Origin of the sequence: Bittarella sp. HCP28S3_D9 (assembly GCF_052065655.1) — a bacterium.
Classification (GTDB): domain Bacteria; phylum Bacillota; class Clostridia; order Oscillospirales; family Ruminococcaceae; genus Bittarella; species Bittarella massiliensis.
On sequence record NZ_JBQHTP010000012.1, the window covers coordinates 20,279 to 39,372 of the forward strand.

Consider the following 19,094-nt stretch of genomic DNA (forward strand, 5'->3'; position numbering starts at 1 on the left):
ATGAAATCGCGCAAACCCGCCTATTCCCTGCCGCAAAACCTCCGCTACGCCCTCGCCAGACTGCGGGAATGCGACCGCAACATGCTCGCCTGCGCCCTGGCAGACAGCCTCTTTTTGGTGGCCGTTCCCTTCCTCACCATCGCCCTGCCCAAGGTGGTGGTGGACCAGGTGTCCCGGGGGACGGCGGTCTCCTCGCTGGTGCTCGCCTGTCTGCCGGTGGCGCTGGCCCTGGCGCTGTGCACCCTGGGGGAGCGGATCTTCTCCTGCAAGCTCACCTGGCGCAGCAACAACTACCGGGTGCACTTTCACACCCTGGCGGCGAGAAAGGCCCTGCAGACCGACTACCCCAACATGGAGAGCCCCGCCGGGCAGAGCGCCTGGCAGAAGGCCTTCAGCGCCACCAACAGCGGCAACGGCCCCATCCAACGGCTCCCCCAAACCATCGCCCTCTTCCTCTCCAGCGCCGTGGGGGCGCTGCTCTACGGCTGTTTCACCGCCGCTCTCCACCCCCTGCTCCTGTTGGCGCTGCTGCTGATATCGGGGGGGAGTATCCTGCTGGCGCGGGGGGCCCAGAATTATCGGCAGCGCCACAAGGACGATTGGGTGGAGCTGGACAAAAAGCTGCAGTACCTGGACAACCGCTCCACCGACTTCACCGCCGGCAAGGACGTACGGCTGTACGGGATGGAAATCTGGCTGGGCGACCTCTGCCGGGATCTGGCCGCCCTGCGGATGGCCTGGCACCTGCGCACCCACAAGCGCGATTTTGGGGCCGCCTGCGGCAGCGCCCTGCTCCTGCTGGGCAAGGACGCCTTCGCCTACGGCTACCTCATCGACCTGGTGCTGCGCGGCGCGCTCGGCGGCGGCGACTTTCTCTTTTTTGTCGGGGTCTTCGGCGGCTTTTCCACCTGGATGAGCGGACTGGTCGACGGCTTCTCCCGGCTGCGGCTGGCCTCCTTGGACCTCTGCGACGTGCGGGCCTTTCTGGAGATGCCGGAGCACTCCCCCAAGGAGAGCCAGGCCCCCCTCCCCTCCGCCTTCCCCTGTCCCATCGCCTTTGAGGGGGTCTCCTTCTCCTACCCCGGCAGCGGGGAGAGGGCCCTGGAGACCGTCGACCTCACCGTGCGCGCCGAGGAGAAGATCGCCATCGTCGGGGCCAACGGCGCGGGAAAGACCACCTTTGCCAAGCTGCTCTGCGGCCTCTATCCCCCCGACGCCGGACAGGTGCGCATCGGCGGGACCGACGCCGCCCGATGGTCGCTGGAAGAGCGCTTTTCCCTCTTTACCGCGGTCTTTCAGGACGTGCGGGTCCTCCCCCTGACCATCGCCGAAAATGTGGCGGCCTGCAAGCTGGAAGAGCTGGACCCCGGGCGGGTGCGCCGCTGCCTGGAACAGGCCGGCCTTTGGGAGGAGGTGGCCGCCCTCCCCCAGGGGGTGGAGACCAAGCTGGTCAAGTCGGTCAACGACGGCGGGGTGGAGCTCTCGGGCGGCCAACTGCAAAAACTGCTGCTGGCCAAGGCCCTCTACAAAGACGCCCCCATCCTGGTGCTGGACGAACCCACCGCCGCCCTCGACCCCATCGCCGAGAGCGAGGTCTACCTGCAGTACGGGGAGCTGACCCGCGGCAAGACCTCTTTCTTCATCTCCCACCGGCTCTCCTCCACCCGCTTTTGCGACCGCATCCTCTTCTTTGAGGGCGGGCGGATCGCCGAGAGCGGCACCCACGAGGAGCTGATGGCCCTGGGCGGCTCCTACGCCCGGATGTACCGGGTGCAGAGCCGCTACTACCAAAACCGAGAGGGAGGGTTTTCCGATGAAGACTGCCGATAGCGAGACCCGCACCACCCTGCGCCAAGACCTGGCGGTCAACTGGCGGGGGGTCAAGCACATCGTCAAGCTCGACCGCTGGCTCTGGCACTGGGTGGCGGCCTCCGCCGCCGTCACTGCGGCGGCCCCCTTTGTGCCGGTCTACTTTTCCGCCCGGCTGCTGGGAGAACTGCTGGGAAACCAAAATCGGGAGCGGCTGCTCCTCTTCGGCTGTCTGCTGGTGTCGCTCACCTTTCTCGTCAACGTCCTCAAAGACGCGCTCTGGGAGGCCGCCGATCTGCATTTTCAGGCCCTGAACTTTGCCCAGCGCCGGGAAGTTGACCAGGCGGTCCTCACCGCCGACTACGAACAGTTGGAAAATCCGCAACTGCACCTGAAAAAGCAGCTCCTCGACGACAGCTACAGCTTCAACGGCGGCGGCCTCTTCCAACTGGCCTACCAGGTGGGGGTCGCCCTGCGCTGCCTCTTTTTGCTGCTCTACTCGGTCTTCTTTCTGCTGCCCATCTTTCAGGCCCCGCAGGCAGAGGCGGCCGCCCACCCCCTCATCGCCTCCCCCCTCTTCCCGGCGCTCTTTCTGCTGGCGCTCGTCGGGGTGAGCGCCTTCACCGTCTTTACCGACCTGCGCTACAATCGGGGGCAGTACAGCCAGTTCTCCTCCTGCATGTGGAGCAACCGCTTCGGCAGCTACTACCTGCAGCAGTTGGTGGGGGACTACCAGGTGGGAAAGGACATCCGCCTGTTCGGGGAACAGCCCCTCATCCAGTCGGCCATCGACCAGATGGCCCAGACCCTCGGCCGGGCCATGACCAACCTCTCCTCTCTGCAGGGGTGGTGCTTCGGCTCCATCGACACCCTCACGGCGCTCCTCACCGGCGCGGTCTACCTGCTGACCGGCGTGCGGGCCCTGACGGGGCTGATGCCGGTGGACGCCCTGGTGCAGACCGCCGCCGGCATCAGCCAGTTCTGCTTCGCGGTCTCCCTGGGCTTTGGCACCCTGGTCTATATGCAGCTCAACACCCAGTACCTGCGGCCCTACTTCGACTTCATCGACTTCCCCCAGAGCATGTACAAGGGGACCATCCTCGTTGAAAAGCGGGACGACGGGGAGTACGAGATCGCCTTTGACCACGTCTCCTTTCGCTACCCCGGCAGCGACCAGTGGGCGATCAAGGACCTCTCCCTCCAGCTCAAGGTGGGCAAGAAGCTGGCGGTGGTGGGGCGCAACGGCTCGGGCAAAACCACCTTCATTAAACTGCTCTGCCGGCTCTACGACCCCACGGAGGGGCGGATCCTCCTGAACGGGATCGACATTCAGAAGTACGACTACCGGGAATACCTCTCCCTCTTCTCGGTAGTCTTTCAGGACTTCAAGCTCTTCTCCTTCCCCTGTGCGCAGAACGTGGCGGCCTCTGTTCGCTGGGACGAAAAGGCGGTGCGCCGCTGCCTGGAAGAGGCGGGGATGGAGGACTGGCTCGACCGGGTCCCCCTGGGGACAGAGACCCCCCTCTACAAAAATTTCGACGACAGTGGGGTGGAGATCTCCGGGGGCGAGGCCCAGAAGATCGCCATCGCCAGGGCCCTCTACAAAGACGCCCCCTTCATCGTCCTGGACGAGCCCACCGCCGCCCTCGACCCCCTCTCGGAGGCGGACATCTACCGCCGCTTCGACGCCCTGACCAGCGAGAAGACGGCCGTCTACATCTCTCACCGGCTCTCCAGCTGCCGCTTCTGCCAGGACATCGCCGTCTTTGACCGGGGACAGTTGGTGGAGCGGGGCCCCCACCGGGAGCTGCTGGCAAAGGGCGGCCTGTACACCCGCCTCTGGGAGGCCCAGGCCCAGTACTACCGGGACGGACCCGAGGGAGCCTCCCCTCCCGCAAAACCCGATTTTTAGCTCTTTTTTAAAGGGGCGCGAGAATGGCCAAAGTCAGATATTGACTTTTGGTCATTTTTCGTTTATACTGGCAACTGCGCAACTGACCATCAGTCATTTCTTTTCTCTCCCCTTTTCCCAAAAAAAGAGAGGCCGGTAGGGTAAAAAAGGGGAAATATGGTGATAATGTATTTGATTAGGTGGCCAAAACGCGCTATAATAATGTTTATACCTTTTGCAGAGTTTACAGTCAGGTGGTGAGAGAATGGCACAAGAGACAGTGGAGGCGATCCGCCAGGCAGAGCTGGCGGCGGAGCGGGCGGAGAAGGAAGCGGTCCGCGCCGCCAAGGAACTGGTGGAGACCGCCCGCCAAAACGCAGACCGCGCCGCGGTGGAGTTGGCGCAGGGCGCCCAGTTGGAGGCGGCCAAGGCGCTGGCCCAGGCCAAGCGCGATCAAGACGACCTTTTGAGCAAAGCGGAGAGAGAAGCCGACGCGCAGGCGCAAAAACTGCGCGAGGACGCCCTGGAAAAGCGGCCTGCTGCGATACAAGCGGTGAAGCAGGCCCTTTTGTAGGGCGTTTTCAAAAGAAACACGAGAAAGGAGGCATTTGCCTATGGCCGTACTGCCTATGAAGCGGCTGCAGCTGTGCGCCCTCAAGAAAAACCGCAAGGCGATCTTGGAGCTGCTGCAGCGCCGGGGCGCGGTGGAGGTGCAGGACACCGGCGAAGACGAGGTCTTCACCCACGCCGACATGAGTCAAGCCAGGAGCATTTTTCAAAAGAATGCCGCCCTCGCCAACCAGGCGCTGGACGTGCTGGCCCGGTTCGCCCCCGAGCAAAAGCCGCTTCTGTCGATGCTGGAGGGCCGCCAGGAAATGACCTTGGAGGAGTACACCGCCTTTCAGGACCGGCAGGACGAGACCCTAAAAGTCGCCTACCGGCTGCAGGCGCTGGACAAACGGGTGGCCGAACAGCGGGCGGAGATCCCCCGCATGCAGGCCCAGGTGGAGGAGCTGACCCCCTGGCTGGGGCTGGATGTTCCCATGCGCCACCCCGGCACCCACGCCACCGACTCCTTTGTGGGGGCCCTGCCCGGGGAGTGGACGCTGGAGGGCATCTACACCGAGCTCAAGTCCCGCGCCGAGAGCGTCTCGGCGGTGGACATCGAGATCGTCAGCGCCTCGCGGGAACAGACCTGCCTCTTTGTGACCGCCACCAAGAGCGAGGCCCAGCAGGCCGAGGACGCGCTGCGGGAGATGGGCTTTGCCCGGCCCGCCCACGTCACCCACCGGGTCCCGGCGGACAAAAAGCGGCTGCTGGAAGAGCGGATCGACAAGTTGCAGGCCAAAATCGACGCCGACGTGGCGGAGATCCACTCCCTGGCCGAGCACCGGCAGGATTTGAAATTGCTGTCGGACTTCTACGCCATGCGGGAGGAGAAATACGGGGTCATCGGCAAGCTGATGCAGTCCAAGCGCACCTTTGTGCTCACCGGCTACATCGCCGCACGGGACGTCCCCGCCCTGGAGTCGGAGCTCACCGCCCACTTCGACGTGGCCCTCGACTTCTTTGACCCCGCGCCGGACGAGGACGTGCCCGTCGCCCTGAAAAACGGGCCCCTGGCCGCCCCGGTGGAGGGGGTCGTCGCCTCCTACAGCCTGCCCGGCCGGGGCGAGGTGGACCCCACTTCGGTGATGGCCATCTTCTACTACGTCCTCTTCGGGATGATGCTGTCGGACGCGGGGTACGGGCTGATCATGGTGGCCGCCTGCTCCTTTGTCCTCCTCAAGTGCAAAAACATCGAGTCGGGGCTGAAGAAGTCGATGCAGATGTTCCTCTACTGCGGCATCTCCACCACCGTCTGGGGGGTGCTCTTCGGCGGCTTCTTCGGCGACGCGGTGGGGGTCATCGCCAGCACCTTCTTCCACAGCGACCTGACCTTCAAGGCCCTCTGGTTCGAGCCGGTGAGCGAGCCCATGCGGCTGCTGGTCTTCTCCTTCCTGCTGGGCATCATCCACCTCTTCGTTGGGCTGGGGATGAAGTTTTACCAGCTCTGCCGGGAGGGCAAGGTCAAAGACGCCGTCTACGACGTGGTCTTTTGGTACATGTTGGTGGGCGGCGCGGTCGTCTACCTGCTGACCATGGAGATGATCACCGATATGATGGGCCTCTCCTTCACCCTCTCCCCCACCGTGGGGACGGTAGCCGCCGTTGTGGCGGGGCTGGGCGCCCTGGGGATCATCGCCTTTTCCGGGCGGGACTCCCGCAACCCCTTCAAGCGGCTGCTCAAGGGCCTCTACGGGGTCTACGGGGTCACCAGCTACCTCAGCGACATCCTCTCCTACTCCCGGCTGCTGGCCCTGGGGCTGGCCACCGGCGTCATCGCCACGGTGTTCAACAAGATGGGCACCATGCTGGGCGGCGGCGTGGGGGGCGCGATCCTCTTCACCGTGGTCTTTTTGATTGGCCACACCCTGAACATCGGCATCAACCTGCTGGGCGCCTACGTGCACACCAACCGCCTGCAGTTTGTCGAGTTCTTCGGCAAGTTTTACGAGGGCGGCGGACGCGGGTTCTCCCCGTTTGGGGCCCACACCAAATACTTCAAATTCAAGGAGGAAAAATGAAATGAGTTCTCTTGGTATTGCTTTTGCACTGTTGGGCGCGGCGCTGGCCGCACTGCTGGCCGGCATCGGTTCGGCCATCGGCGTCGGCATGGCCGGTGAGGCCGCCGCGGGCGCCATCACCGAGGAGCCGGGCCGCTTCGGCAAGGTGCTGATCTTGCAGCTTCTCCCCGGCACCCAGGGCATCTACGGCCTGCTGATCGCCTTCATCACCCTGACCCAGATCGGCATCATGGGCGGCAGCGCCGAGATGAGCCTGGCCAAGGGCCTGCTCTACTTCTGCGCCTGCCTGCCCATGGGCTTTGTGGGGCTGTATTCCGCCATCCGCCAGGCCCGCGCCTCGGTGGCCAGCATCGGCATGTTCTGCAAGCGCCCCGAGACCTTCGGCAAGGCCATCATCCTCCCCGCCATGGTCGAGACCTACGCCATTCTGGCCCTGCTGATCTCCATCCTCTCGATCTTCGGCATCGGCGGCCTGAACATCTGACCGATTCCAAAGAGTTAGGAGTTGCTTGTCTATGACAGGACTTGAAAAAATCATCCAGCAGATACAGAGCGAGTCCAGCGCCCGGGTGGAAGAGCTGTTGCAGGACGCCCGGCAGGAGGCTGCCCAGATCGAGTTGCAGGGCCGCGCCGAGGGCGAAAAGCGGGCCGCCAAGATCGCCGAGGACTCCCGCAAAGAGGTCGCCCAGCTGCACGAGCGGGCGGTCTCGGCCGCGGCGCTGCGCCAAAAGGCCCGCCTCTTGCAGGCCAAACAGCAGCTGGTCACCGAAATTTTGGAAGAGGCCCGCCTCTCCCTGGTCAACGCCCCGGAGGAGGAGTACTTCTCCCTCCTGGCCGATCTGATCGAGAAAAACGCCCAGCCCGGCGAGAGCGGGGTGCTCTACCTCAACACCCGGGACAGGGAGCGGGTCCCCCCTGCCTTCCTCAAAGACCTCAAGGCCCGGCTGGCGGGCAGCGGCGCCGCCCTCGCCCTGGCCGACGGCACCCGCCCCATCGACGGCGGCTTTGTGCTGGTCTACGGCGGCATCGAGGAGAACTGCTCCTTCTCGGCGCTCTTCTCCGCCGCCAGGGACCGGCTGCAGGACGCCGTCTGCGGGGTGCTGTTTGAGTAACCGGTGCCGTCGGGCACCGAAAAGGAGGGGTCACCATGTCTGAAAACCTGTACACCTTTGCCGTGACCCGGCTGCGCTCCAAGGAGCTTGAACTCCTGAACGGCCCGTTTATCGACCAGCTCATCGGCTGCAAGACCCACGAGGACTGCCGCCGCCTGCTGGGGGAAAAGGGCTGGGGCAAGCCGGAGGAGAGCGACGAAGAGGTGCTGCGCGCCCAGCGGCAGAAGACCTGGGAGCTGATGGGCGAACTGGTGGAGGACCTCTCTGTGTTCGACGTGTTTTTGTACCCGGCGGACTACCACAACCTGAAGACGGCCATCAAGATGGTCTGCACCGGCGCCAGCGCCGAGGGGGTGTTCGTGGAAAATGGCACCATCCCCCGGGAGGTCATCGTCAAGGCGGTGGAGGAGCACGACTACGCCCCCCTGCCCGAGGAGATGCGCCAGGCGGCGGAAAAGGCCTTTCGGGTGCTGCTGCACACCCACGACGGCCAGCTCTGCGACATCCTGCTGGACCGGGCGGCCCTCAGCGCCATCCTGAAGGCGGGCAAGGCATCAGGGAGTGAGCTGATCGCCGGGTACGCCGAGCGCACCGTGGCGGCCGCCGACATCAAGACCGCCGTGCGCTGCGCGGGGATGAAGAAGAAAAAGAGCTTCGTGCAGGACGCCCTGGCCCCCTGCGACAGCCTGGACGTCTCGGCCCTGGCTGACGCCGCCGTCAAGGGGCTCGACGCCATCTGCGAGTACCTGCAGTACACCCCCTACGCCGATGCCATCGAGCAGTTGCGGGAGAGCCCCTCCGCCTTTGAGCGGTGGTGCGACGATCTGATCATCCGGGAGATCCGCCCCCAGCTGCACAACCCCTTTACCATCGGCCCCCTCTGCGCCTACATCCTGGCGCGGGAAAACGAGATCAAGACGGTGCGGATCATTCTGGCGGGCAAGCGAAACGGCCTGTCGGAGGAGTTCCTCCGGGAAAGGGCGCGTGAGATGTATGTATAAGATCGCAGTCATGGGCGACCGGGACAGCGTGTACGGCTTCGCCGCCCTGGGCCTGGACACCTATTCCATAGACGACCCCGTCGCCGCCGGCAAAAAGCTCAAGGAGCTGGCCGGTGGCAACTACGCCATCATCTACATGACCGAGGCCCTGTTCGAGGCGCTTTCCGAGGTGGTGGACCGCTATCGGGAGGCACCGCTGCCCGCCATCATCCCCATTCCCGGCGTGATCGGGAACACCGGGATCGGCGAGGCACTGGTCAAAAAATCGGTCGAGCAGGCCGTCGGCAGCGATATTCTGTTTGGCGGCGAACCCAATGAGAGCAAAGCAGGTGAAGAGAAATGAGCACAGGTACCATCAAAAAGGTGGCCGGCCCGCTGGTCATTGCCGAGGGGATGCGCGACGCCAACATGTTTGACGTGGTGCGGGTGAGCGAACAACACCTCATCGGCGAGATCATCGAGATGCACGGCGACCTGGCTTCCATACAGGTCTACGAGGAGACCTCCGGCCTGGGGCCGGGCGAGCCGGTGGAGTCCACCGGGTCCCCCATGAGCGTCGAGCTGGGGCCCGGCCTCATCGGCAGCATCTTCGACGGCATCCAGCGCCCGCTGGACGACATCATGAAGGCCACCGGCAACAACTTGCAGCGCGGGGTGTCCATCCCCTCCCTCAAGCGGGCCGACAGGTGGGATTTTGTCCCCAGCGCCAAGGTCGGGGACAGGGTCGTCCCCGGCGACATCATCGGCACCGTGCAGGAGACCCCGGTGGTCCTGCACAAGATCATGGTCCCCCAGGGGGTGTCCGGCACCCTCGCCAAAATCGAGGGGGGCGAGTACACCATTGAAGAGGCGGTGGCCACTGTCGCCCTGGACGAGGGCGGCGAGCGCGAATTGACCCTGATGCAGAAGTGGCCGGTCCGGGTGGGGCGGCCCTACCGGGAGAAACTCTCCCCCGACGTGCCCCTGGTCACCGGGCAGCGGGTCATCGACACCCTCTTCCCCATCGCCAAGGGCGGCGTGGCCGCCGTGCCCGGCCCCTTCGGCAGCGGCAAGACGGTGGTGCAGCACCAGCTGGCCAAGTGGTCGGAGGCGGACATCGTGGTCTACATCGGCTGCGGCGAGCGCGGCAACGAGATGACCGACGTGCTCAACGAGTTCCCCGAGCTGAAAGACCCCAAGACCGGCTACTCCCTGATGGAGCGCACCGTCCTCATCGCCAACACCTCCGACATGCCGGTGGCCGCCCGCGAGGCGTCCATCTACACCGGCATCACCATTGCCGAGTACTTCCGCGACATGGGCTACTCGGTGGCGCTGATGGCCGACTCCACCTCCCGCTGGGCCGAGGCCCTGCGCGAGATGTCCGGCCGGCTGGAGGAGATGCCCGGCGAGGAGGGCTACCCCGCCTACCTGGGCAGCCGCCTGGCCCAGTTCTACGAGCGCGCCGGACGGGTCGTCTCCCTGGGTCAGGACGGCCGCGAGGGCGCCCTCTCGGTCATCGGGGCCGTCTCCCCTCCGGGCGGCGACATCTCCGAGCCGGTGAGCCAGGCCACCCTGCGCATCGTCAAGGTGTTCTGGAGCCTGGACTCCAACCTGGCCTACTCCCGCCACTTCCCCGCCATCAACTGGCTGACCTCCTACTCCCTCTACGCCGACACCATCGGCAGGTGGTTCTCCGCCAATGTGGAGGAGGACTGGACCAACCTGCGCAACCGGCTGATGCGGCTGCTGCAGGAGGAGGCCGAGCTGGACGAGATCGTCAAGCTCGTGGGGATGGACGCCCTCTCCGCCCCCGACCGGCTGAAATTGGAGGCGGCCCGCTCGATCCGCGAGGACTTCCTCCACCAGGACGCCTTCCACGAGGTGGACACCTACACCCCGCCCCAGAAACAGGGCGCCATGATGCGGCTGGTGCTGGCCTACTTCGACGAGGCCACCAAGGCCCTGAACCAGGGCGCCTCGGTGGAGTCGCTGGTCAAGCTGCCGGTGCGCGAGCAGATCGGCCGCTTCAAGTACACCCCCGACGAGGAGATGGAGCGGGAGTACAACAACGTCCTGCACCAGCTGCAGAGCGAGATCGCCAACTTGCTGAACCGGAAGGAGGAGGAGTAACATGCCAAAGGAATACCGCACCATACAGGAAGTGGCCGGTCCTCTGATGCTGGTTCGCGGGGTGGAGAACGTCACCTACAACGAACTGGGCGAGATCGAGCTGCAAAACGGCGAGACCCGGCGCTGCAAGGTGCTGGAAATCGACGGCGGCAACGCCCTGGTCCAGCTCTTTGAAAACTCCGCCGGCATCAACCTGGACAGCTCGAAGGTCCGCTTTTTGGGCCGCACCATGGAGCTGGGGGTGTCGGAAGACATGCTCAGCCGGGTCTTTGACGGCCTGGGCCGCCCCATGGACGGGGGGCCCGACATCCTGCCCGAAAAGCGGCTGGACGTCAACGGCCTGCCCATGAACCCCGCCGCCCGCAACTACCCGCAGGAGTTCATTCAGACCGGCATCTCCGCCATCGACGGGCTCAACACCCTGGTGCGCGGGCAGAAGCTGCCCATCTTCTCCGCCTCCGGCCTCCCCCACGCCGAGCTGGCTGCCCAGATCGCCCGCCAGGCAAAGGTCCGGGGCACCGACGAGCCCTTCGCCGTGGTCTTTGCCGCCATGGGCATCACCTTTGAAGAGGCCAACTTCTTTATCGAGAGCTTCAAGGAGACCGGCGCCATCGACCGGACCGTCCTCTTTGTCAACCTGGCCAACGACCCCGCCGTCGAGCGGATCGCCACCCCCCGCATGGCCCTCACGGCCGCCGAGTACCTGGCCTTTGACAAGGGGATGCACGTGCTGGTCATCCTCACCGACATCACCAACTACGCCGACGCCCTGCGCGAGATCTCGGCGGCCCGCAAAGAGGTCCCCGGCCGCCGCGGCTACCCGGGCTACATGTACACCGACCTGGCCAGCCTCTACGAGCGCGCCGGGCGGCAGAAGGGGAAAAACGGGAGCATCACCATGATCCCCATCCTCACCATGCCCGAGGACGACAAGACCCACCCCATCCCCGACCTGACCGGCTACATCACCGAGGGGCAGATCATCCTCAGCCGGGAACTCTACCGCAAAAACGTCACCCCGCCCATCGACGTCCTCCCCTCCCTCTCCCGACTCAAGGACAAGGGCATCGGCGAGGGCAAGACCCGGGCGGACCACGCCAACACCATGAACCAGCTCTTCTCCGCCTACGCCCGCGGCAAGGAGGCCAAGGAGCTGATGGTGGTGCTGGGCGAGGCGGCCCTCACCGACATCGACAAGCTCTACGCCAAGTTCGCCGACGAGTTTGAGCGGGAGTATGTCTCCCAGGGCTACCACGCCGACCGCAGCATCGAGGAGACCCTGGACATCGGCTGGAAGCTGCTGCGCATCCTCCCCCGGAGCGAGCTCAAGCGGATCAAGGACGAATACCTGGACGAGTACTACTCGGCCGACTGAGCCCGCCAAAACCCATAGAAAGGGGGAATACCATTGGCATCTACCCATGTAAATCCCACCCGGATGGAGCTGACCAAGCAGAAAAAAAAGCTGGCCACCGCCGTGCGGGGGCACAAGCTGCTCAAGGACAAGCGAGACGAGCTGATGCGGCAGTTTTTGGAGCTGGTGCGGGTGAACAAGGCCCTGCGGGAAAAGGTGGAGCGGGGCATCGGCGCCGCCAACCAGAACTTCGTGATGGCCCGCGCCGCCATGGAGGACGAGTACCTGGCCGCCGCCCTGATGACCCCCAAACAGGAGGTCACCCTGGACGCGGGGGCCCGCAACGTGATGAGCGTGGAGGTCCCCCAGTTCTCCTACCGGACCCGGACCTCCGACCCGGGGGACATCTACTCCTACGGCTTTGCCTTTACCTCCAGCGAGCTGGACGGGGCGGTCAAGAGCCTGGCGGACGTGCTGCCCGACCTGTTGCAGCTGGCCGAGTGCGAAAAGGCCTGCCAGCTGATGGCTGCCGAGATCGAAAAGACCCGCCGCCGGGTCAACGCCCTGGAGCACGTGATGATCCCCGAGACCCAGGAGAACATCCGCTACATCACCATGAAGCTGGACGAGAACGAGCGCAGCACCCAGATCCGGCTGATGAAGGTCAAGGACATGATGCTCGAACAGGCGCACCACTACAAGGAGCGCCAGGCCGCCGACTGATTGGGCGGACAGAGAGACCTGCCGAGAGGGCCGCTCCCCTATTTTGGGGGGAGCGGCCCTCTTTTCTTTGCCGGGGAGATGAGCTATAATGGAAAAAATGCGGGCAATCCGCCCGCCCTGCAGGGGCGGCGGACGGCGCGCGAGAAAGGGGGCTGGGAGATGGCAAAACAGGTGCGGACGGGGGCCGACGGGGGCGCGCAGTCCCCCCGTCGGCGGTGGGGAAAGCAGCAGATCGTGCTGCTCTCCCTCTGCGCGCTGGTGGTCCTCGCGGTAGTCTGCGGGGTGCTGGACTACCACTCCCTCCTCCCCAAGCGCAGCTACACGGCGGCGGATTTCGGCGTGGAGACCCTGCGCAGTGAAACCGACCGCAATGGCAACGGGGTGGACGATTTCACCGACATCCTCGAGGGGGCCCGGAAGGCGGTGGAGGAAAACCCGGTCTACGACAACTCCTACGCGGCGGGCGGCTACCCGAAGGCGGGCAGGGGCGCCTGCACCGACGTGATCTGGCGGGCGCTGGCCCACGCCGGATACGACCTAAAGGGGATGGTGGATGCGGACATCGCCCTGGAGCCAGCTGCCTACCCCGGCGCAGAGGACCCCAACATCGACTTTCGGCGGGTGAAAAACCTGGAAGTCTTCTTTTCCCGCCACTGCGCCGTCCTCACCCTGGACCCCTATCAGGTGGCCGACTGGCAGCCGGGGGACATCGTCACCTTCAGCCCCAGCCATATCGCCATCGTCTCGGACAAGCGCAACCGGGACGGGGTGCCCTACATCGTCCACCAGGACGGCCAGCCCCAAAAGGAAGAGGACGCCCTCACCCACCGCACCGTCACCGGGCACTACCGGTTCATTGTATAAACGCCCAACAAGCCGCCCGCGCCGGCTGGGAGCGGTCTGGTCGTTCTGCCGCATCCACTCCCAGCGCCCTGTCGGCGGTGAGATTGCCCCCAAAGGCCGGGGGGATAGGACACGGCCTCGCTGACGCTCTGGCGGCAGGTGTGGTGCGCCGCGCCGTTTTTGCCCACTGCCTCCTCCGGAGAGAGGGGCCGCCCTACACCGGCGGCCCCTCTCTTTTTGGCAGAAGAAAACCCCCGGCCATGCCGGGGGTTCAGAGATACTGCGTTGATACCGCAAGCAAGCGTGCCAAAAAGACAGCAGAGGGCACCCAAGCCAGCCCAAAGAAGGGCAGGTTGAAGACCAGACGGCAATCAAAGAATAGATGGACCCGTTTGCGGGCAGCAGGCAACAAACGCATACAAGCGGCGGGTCGCACCAACGCGCCTCAAGGCGCGGCCAGCAGCTTGGGGCTTTGCCCGCAATATGCAAAACCACCAGCCTTGTCGACGGGTCCCCACCTCCCTTTTGGCTGGGCGCGGCTCAATCGACCCAGAAATTGAGCTTCTCCTCGTCGCCGTAGGTGATGCGAAAGCGGCGGGCGGCGAAAAACGCCTCCACCACCTGCCGCATCTCGTCGAAGCGGCCAGCGCAGGCGCACTCGCCCAGCGGTTCGATCCAGCAGGACTGTTTGCCGCAGGCATCCCGCAGGTGGACGCGAAATGCCAGGCCCCGCTCCTCCAACAGGTGGTTGCAGTCGAGAATGTCGGTCAGTGAGATGATGTTCATTTTCTCTCTCCCCTCTCTGCGGCCCGGCCGCGGCTGTTTACCCTCTCTCCAAACCGCTGTAAAAGGCCTTTAGATCGGCCTTCACATCGGGGGGCAGCTCCTTTTTCGGCAGGCCGCGGATGGCCCCTTCCAGGGCGTAGAGCAGGTGCAGGCAGGCCCCCGGGTCGGCGTGCAGCCGCACCCGCAGCAGGGCCTCCTTGGCCCCCACCTCCCGCAGCTGCTCCGGAGTTTCGATCCCCGCGCGGCGCAGCTTTTCCTCCGCCACCCGGCCCAGGCCGGTCATCTGGTGAAGTTCCATCTCGCGCCCTCCTCTTGGCCGTCCGGCCCCACAGCCCCCTACATCAGGGGGGAGAACACCCGCAGCACCGCCGCGAACATCCGCTTGTAGAGGGGGATGGCGTTGTACTTTTTCATGGTCATCTGCTCGCAGCACTCCAGGGTCTGCAAGAAGTCCTTTTTCAGCTGGAGCACCGCCTTGGAGCGGTACATCCAGACGCCGCACTCAAAGTGCAGGTAGAGGCTGCGAAAGTCCAGGTTGGTGGTGCCCACCACCGCCACCTTGTCGTCGGCGACAAAGGTCTTGGAGTGGATGAAGCCGGGGGTGTACTCGTAGATTTTGACCCCCGCCTCCAGCAGCTGTTTGTAGTAGGAGCGGGTCACCATGTGCACATACCACTTGTCGGGCACGTGGGGGGTGACGATCCGCACGTCGATGCCGCTCTTGGCCGCCAGGTTGAGGGCGGTCACCACCTCGTTGTCGACGATCAGGTAGGGAGTGTTGATATAGACGTATTCGGTGGCGTTGTTGATGATGTTCAGGTAGACCTGCTCCCCCACGATCTCGTCGTCCATGGGGCTGTCGGCGTAGGGCTGCACATAGCCGTCGTTTTCACAGGGGGCGGGCATGTACCGCTCGGGGCGAAACTGGCTGAACTCCTCCCCCTTCTTGGTCTCGTACTGCCAGAACTGCAGAAACATCACCGTCAGGTTCCAGACCGCCTCCCCCTTGAGCATGATGGAGGCGTCTTTCCAGTGGCCGTGCTTCTCGTAGCCGTTGATGTACTCGTCGGCCAGGTTGATGCCGCCGGTGAAGCCCACATACCCGTCGATGACGGTGATCTTGCGGTGGTCGCGGTTGTTCATCTGCATCTGCAGCCGGGGGCGGAACTTGTTGAAGGCGTAACACTTGATCCCCTTCTGGCGCAGCTCCTTGTAGTAGCCGCTGGGGAGGGTGACCAGGCTGCCCACGTCGTCGTAGAGCATCCGCACATCCACCCCCTGGGCGGCCTTGCGCTCCAATATCTCCAGCACCGTGTCCCACATCACCCCGGCCTGAACGATAAAGTACTCCATAAAGATGAAGTGCTGGGCCTTTTCCAGCTCCTCCACCAGCTTCTCAAACATCCGCTCCCCCGGGGAGAGGTAGCAGGTCTCGGTGTTCTTGTAGACCGGGTAGAAGGAGTTGTTGCTGATGTAGAGGGACTGTTTGGCGGTGTGCCTGCTCAAGGACTCGATCTCCTCGGTGACCACCCGGTTGGCGATCAACTCGTCCTTGGTCTTGTCGTAGATCTCACTGACCCGGCCGCGCAGGGCCCGGGGCACCTTGTTGTTGCCGAAAAAGACGTAGAAGAGGCCGCCGAAGATGGGCAGGGCCATGACGATGAGGATCCAGGGGATCTTGTAGGCCGGGTTGTCGTCCTTGGAGATGACCCAGACGGCGCAGAGGCCGCTGAGGACGATGAGAATGGGCTGTAAGTAGACGAATTCCTCGCTGAGGCGCCAGATGGCGACCACCAGAAAGGCCGCTTGCAGGAGGATCAAGACCCCCACGATGACGATCCTGCTGAGCAGGACCTTGGCTATTTTTTTCATACTTTATCCTTGTCTGTGCTCTGATTTTGCCGGTGCGGCGGAGAAATAGCTCTGCACCAGCTCCTTGTAAAAGAGAACGGCCTTGGCCAGCGCCTCCACGCCGAGGTTCTCGTCCACCCCGTGGATGCTGCCCAGCTGCTGTTTGTCGATGGAGAGGGGGGCAAAGCGGAGCACGCAGTCGCAGATCCTCTCGTAGTGGCGGGAATCGCTCCCCTGCAACATGATGTAGGGGGCCACCCCCGCCTCGGGGAAGGTCTTTTGCACGCAGGCCTTTACCGCCTGGTAGCCGTAGCTGTCGGCGGAGGAGACGCCCGAGCAATCCCACCCCGATACCAGCTGTACCTCCACGTCAAAGCGCTCGCCGATGGCGCGCAGCTTCTGCATGGTGGCCTCCTTGCGCTCGTGGGACATGAAGCGCAGGTTGGCGGTGATGGACGCCTCCTGGGGGATGACGTTGGCCGCCTCGCTCCCCGCGGCCATGGTAAAGGCGCAGGTGGTCTGGAGCATGGCCCCGGCCTGGGCGCTGAATTTGGGGAGGACCGACTTGAGCAGGGGCTTAAAGAGCCAGAGATTTGCCAGCACCAGCCGCAGGGGCATGCTCATATAGGGGGCCATCTCCCGGAACATCCCCTCCACCGGCGGGGTGAACTGCACCGAGAAGGGATTTTTCTTCTCTATGTAGTTCACCATCCCCGCCAGCCGGGCCAGGGGGGTGCCCCTGGGGGGCGTGGAGGCGTGGCCGCCCGTTGACTTGGCCACAAACTTGACCTGGGCGTTCCCCTTCTCCATCAAACCGATCATGGCGAACTTGCAGTCGAGGCCGGGCAGGGGGCTGTCGGCCACCGCGCCCCCCTCATCCAGCACCAGGCCCAGCTTGACCCCCCGGGCGGCCAGGTAGTCCACCGTGGCGGGGGCGCCGGGGCCGTTGATCTCCTCGTTGCAGGAGGAGGCCAGATAGATGTCCTGCGGGGGGACGTACCCCTCGGCCAGCAGCTCCTCCACCGCGTTCATAAAGCCGCAGAGGGAGCCCTTGGTGTCCACCGCACCCCTGCCCCAGATGATCCCATCCTCAACCTCGCCGGCAAAGGGCGGGTGGCTCCACGCCCCCTCGGCGGGGACCACGTCCATGTGGGACATGAGCAGCAGGGGCAACCGGTCGGAGCGGCCGCTCCCCCTCCAGCGAAAGAGGAGGGCGCCGTCCAGCTCCACCCGCTCCAACTGGCGGTGGATGTTGGGGTAGAGCTCCTCCAGCAGCCGGTGAAAAGCGTAAATCTTTGACAGGTCCCCGCCGGGGGCCACGGTGACCGTCTCCTGCGCCAGCATCCGGGAGAGGGTCTCGGCGTAGTGCTCGACCCGCTCCTCCGGCGGCAGGGGCGCCCCCTGGGGCGACACCGACTTGGTCCCCACCCGCAGGGTGTTGGCCAGAATGGCGGCAATCAACAGCAGCAAAAGCCCCAGCACCGCCCACAAAATGATCCAACCCATCTGTCCTCTCTCCCCTCTCGGCCTTTAGTTGGCCTTGGCCGCTTTGGCCTTTTTGCGGGCCCGGCGCTTGCGCATCCTGGCCTGCACCTTTTCTGAAAAATCGACGAATTTCTCCACCCAGGGGGTAAAGACCAAATCGAACTCCCCGGCAAAGGTGACCACCTGGCCGTTAAAGCCCTTTTTGAAGAGGTAGACCCCGTGCATGTGGTCGTTCCCCGACAGGTCCAGGGGGATGCCCTGAAAGTCGTAGACCACACAGCCGGTGTCCACCGCCCACTGGATCATCTCCCACTGCATCAGGTGGTTGGGCATGACGTTGCGGAAGGCGTTGTCCGACGCGCCGTAGACATAGCAGGTCTTGCCCGCGTAGTTGGTGGTGATGGCGCCGGAGATGGGCTGCCCCTCGTAGTAGCAGAGGTAGAGGCGCACCTGTTCGCCCAGGGCGTCGAGCATCCGCTCGAAGTAGCTCATGGGGCGGGTGTTGAAGCCGTCGCGCTGGCCGGTGACCTGGTAGACCTTCATAAAGTCGGGCAGGTCTGCCTTGGTGCCCACCTTGCAGACCACCCCTTTGCGCCCGGCCAGGCGGATGTTGTAGCGCCACTTCTGGTGGAAACTGGCCAACAGCTCCTCCTTGGTGCGCCCGGCCAGGGGCAGCATGTAGTTGCTGCGGCGCTGGATGGTGTCGTCGTCGGTCTGGTCCTCGGTGTAGGTGAAGCCGTATTTGCGGGCCATCTCCACAAAGGCGGTGTCCCCGGTCATCACCATGGGGTCCATCTTAAAGGCAAAGCCGTGCTCCAACTTGGCCACCGCCTTGACTCCCTCGACCAAGTCGGCAAAGACGGCCTCGTCGCCGTAGTCAAAAACCGGGCCCCGGGGGGCATAGAGAAAGTGGCGGTTCAGCCCCGGTACCTTTTTGGTGAGGATGAGCATCCCCCCCACGATCTCCCCCGCCGCATTGCGGGAGACCACCACCCGGTGGCCCCAGCCGGCCTTGACCTGCGGCCAGTGGATGGACTGGGTAAAGCCGCCGTTTTTGTGGGCGCTGACAAACGCCTCGTACTCTCCGTATCTGCTGGGTTCCAAAATTTCCAAAACCAACGCCCTCTCTTCACATATTCCCACAGCTCTCCCCGCAGGCGGGGAAGCCGCATCTCAAAAATCATTTTCCCTCCGCCGGGGTGTCCAGCGGTAAAAAGGCAATCCGAGCCGCCCCAAAAGGGGGCCGTTTGAGGATGGGTCAAAACCGCCCCTCTCAAACCACTCGCCCGGCGGCCTCACCGCCCGGCGGCGGATCTTTGCCCCGGCGGAGTTCGCGGGGAATGGCCGCCGACCTCCCACACTGGGCGGTCGGCAAGCCGTCTCCCCGGGGCGGGACTGCACCGGCCCTGAAAAGCGCTGCCGCCCGTCCTGGTAAAAGGCGGGCTCGCCCTGCCGACCGGACGCAAACCGCCCGACAGGGTCCGGCGCGCCCCAACGCCG

The 19,094-nt window shown here is 64.5% G+C and carries 17 protein-coding genes; 12 read left to right on the forward strand and 5 right to left on the reverse strand.

What is annotated here, in order from left to right; all coding sequences use genetic code 11:
• The 12 genes from ACTNAU_RS07770 (at window position 1) to ACTNAU_RS07825 (ending at window position 13,493) form a co-directional block, all read left to right on the forward strand.
• Entirely contained in the window at window positions 1-1,830 is a 1,830-nt protein-coding gene (locus ACTNAU_RS07770; protein ID WP_441098060.1) for an ABC transporter ATP-binding protein, read from the forward strand.
• Entirely contained in the window at window positions 1,814-3,721 is a 1,908-nt protein-coding gene (locus tag ACTNAU_RS07775; RefSeq protein WP_441098061.1) for an ABC transporter ATP-binding protein, read from the forward strand. Before ACTNAU_RS07770 ends, ACTNAU_RS07775 begins: the two co-directional genes overlap by 17 nt.
• A 244-nt stretch (window positions 3,722-3,965) precedes the next feature.
• The gene (locus ACTNAU_RS07780; RefSeq protein ID WP_441098062.1) at window positions 3,966-4,274 is read left to right on the forward strand and encodes a hypothetical protein; all 309 of its coding nucleotides are present in this window, start codon (window positions 3,966-3,968) and stop codon (window positions 4,272-4,274) included.
• 40 nt (window positions 4,275-4,314) lie between these two features.
• Complete coding sequence (locus ACTNAU_RS07785) at window positions 4,315-6,327, forward strand: V-type ATP synthase subunit I (protein WP_441098063.1); 2,013 nt, start codon at window positions 4,315-4,317, stop codon at window positions 6,325-6,327.
• 1 nt (window position 6,328) lies between these two features.
• Complete coding sequence (locus tag ACTNAU_RS07790) at window positions 6,329-6,811, forward strand: V-type ATP synthase subunit K (protein ID WP_021658258.1); 483 nt, start codon at window positions 6,329-6,331, stop codon at window positions 6,809-6,811.
• A 31-nt stretch (window positions 6,812-6,842) separates the two neighbouring features.
• A complete protein-coding gene (locus ACTNAU_RS07795) occupies window positions 6,843-7,439 on the forward strand; it encodes a V-type ATP synthase subunit E (RefSeq protein ID WP_441098064.1) in 597 nt (198 codons plus the stop codon).
• Window positions 7,440-7,474: 35 nt separating this feature from the next.
• Window positions 7,475-8,440, forward strand: coding sequence for a V0D/AC39 family V-type ATPase subunit (locus tag ACTNAU_RS07800; RefSeq protein WP_441098065.1), 966 nt, complete (start codon window positions 7,475-7,477; stop codon window positions 8,438-8,440).
• Entirely contained in the window at window positions 8,433-8,783 is a 351-nt protein-coding gene (locus ACTNAU_RS07805) for a V-type ATP synthase subunit F (RefSeq protein WP_185915078.1), read from the forward strand. Before ACTNAU_RS07800 ends, ACTNAU_RS07805 begins: the two co-directional genes overlap by 8 nt.
• Window positions 8,780-10,552, forward strand: a complete 1,773-nt coding sequence (locus ACTNAU_RS07810) for a V-type ATP synthase subunit A (RefSeq protein ID WP_441098066.1) — start codon at window positions 8,780-8,782, stop codon at window positions 10,550-10,552. The genes ACTNAU_RS07805 and ACTNAU_RS07810 overlap by 4 nt, the downstream gene beginning before the upstream one ends.
• Before the next feature lies 1 nt (window position 10,553).
• Window positions 10,554-11,927, forward strand: coding sequence for a V-type ATP synthase subunit B (locus tag ACTNAU_RS07815; protein ID WP_021658264.1), 1,374 nt, complete (start codon window positions 10,554-10,556; stop codon window positions 11,925-11,927).
• Window positions 11,928-11,960: 33 nt separating this feature from the next.
• Window positions 11,961-12,629: a V-type ATP synthase subunit D gene (locus ACTNAU_RS07820; RefSeq protein WP_044991875.1), complete on the forward strand. Its 669-nt coding sequence runs from the start codon at window positions 11,961-11,963 to the stop codon at window positions 12,627-12,629.
• A gap of 159 nt (window positions 12,630-12,788) precedes the next feature.
• Window positions 12,789-13,493, forward strand: a complete 705-nt coding sequence (locus ACTNAU_RS07825; protein WP_441098067.1) for a DUF1287 domain-containing protein — start codon at window positions 12,789-12,791, stop codon at window positions 13,491-13,493.
• A gap of 519 nt (window positions 13,494-14,012) precedes the next feature.
• Here the strand turns inward: ACTNAU_RS07825 and ACTNAU_RS07830 are convergent.
• From ACTNAU_RS07830 to ACTNAU_RS07850, 5 genes are read right to left on the reverse strand one after another with little or no spacing between them, the layout of a single operon-like run.
• Window positions 14,013-14,258 carry an RDAC family protein gene (locus ACTNAU_RS07830; RefSeq protein WP_441098068.1) on the reverse strand — a complete coding sequence of 82 codons (246 nt, stop codon included), beginning with the start codon at window positions 14,256-14,258 and terminating at the stop codon, window positions 14,013-14,015.
• 37 nt (window positions 14,259-14,295) lie between these two features.
• On the reverse strand, window positions 14,296-14,556 hold the full coding sequence (locus ACTNAU_RS07835; RefSeq protein WP_185915073.1) for a TfoX/Sxy family DNA transformation protein: 261 nt from the start codon (window positions 14,554-14,556) through the stop codon (window positions 14,296-14,298).
• 38 nt (window positions 14,557-14,594) lie between these two features.
• Complete coding sequence (cls, locus tag ACTNAU_RS07840; protein ID WP_256135756.1) at window positions 14,595-16,130, reverse strand: cardiolipin synthase; 1,536 nt, start codon at window positions 16,128-16,130, stop codon at window positions 14,595-14,597.
• Between the two features lie 3 nt (window positions 16,131-16,133).
• On the reverse strand, window positions 16,134-17,615 hold the full coding sequence (locus ACTNAU_RS07845; protein WP_441098069.1) for a M20/M25/M40 family metallo-hydrolase: 1,482 nt from the start codon (window positions 17,613-17,615) through the stop codon (window positions 16,134-16,136).
• A 24-nt stretch (window positions 17,616-17,639) separates the two neighbouring features.
• Window positions 17,640-18,698, reverse strand: coding sequence for a lipid II:glycine glycyltransferase FemX (locus ACTNAU_RS07850; RefSeq protein ID WP_441098070.1), 1,059 nt, complete (start codon window positions 18,696-18,698; stop codon window positions 17,640-17,642).
• Window positions 18,699-19,094 lie beyond the last annotated feature (396 nt).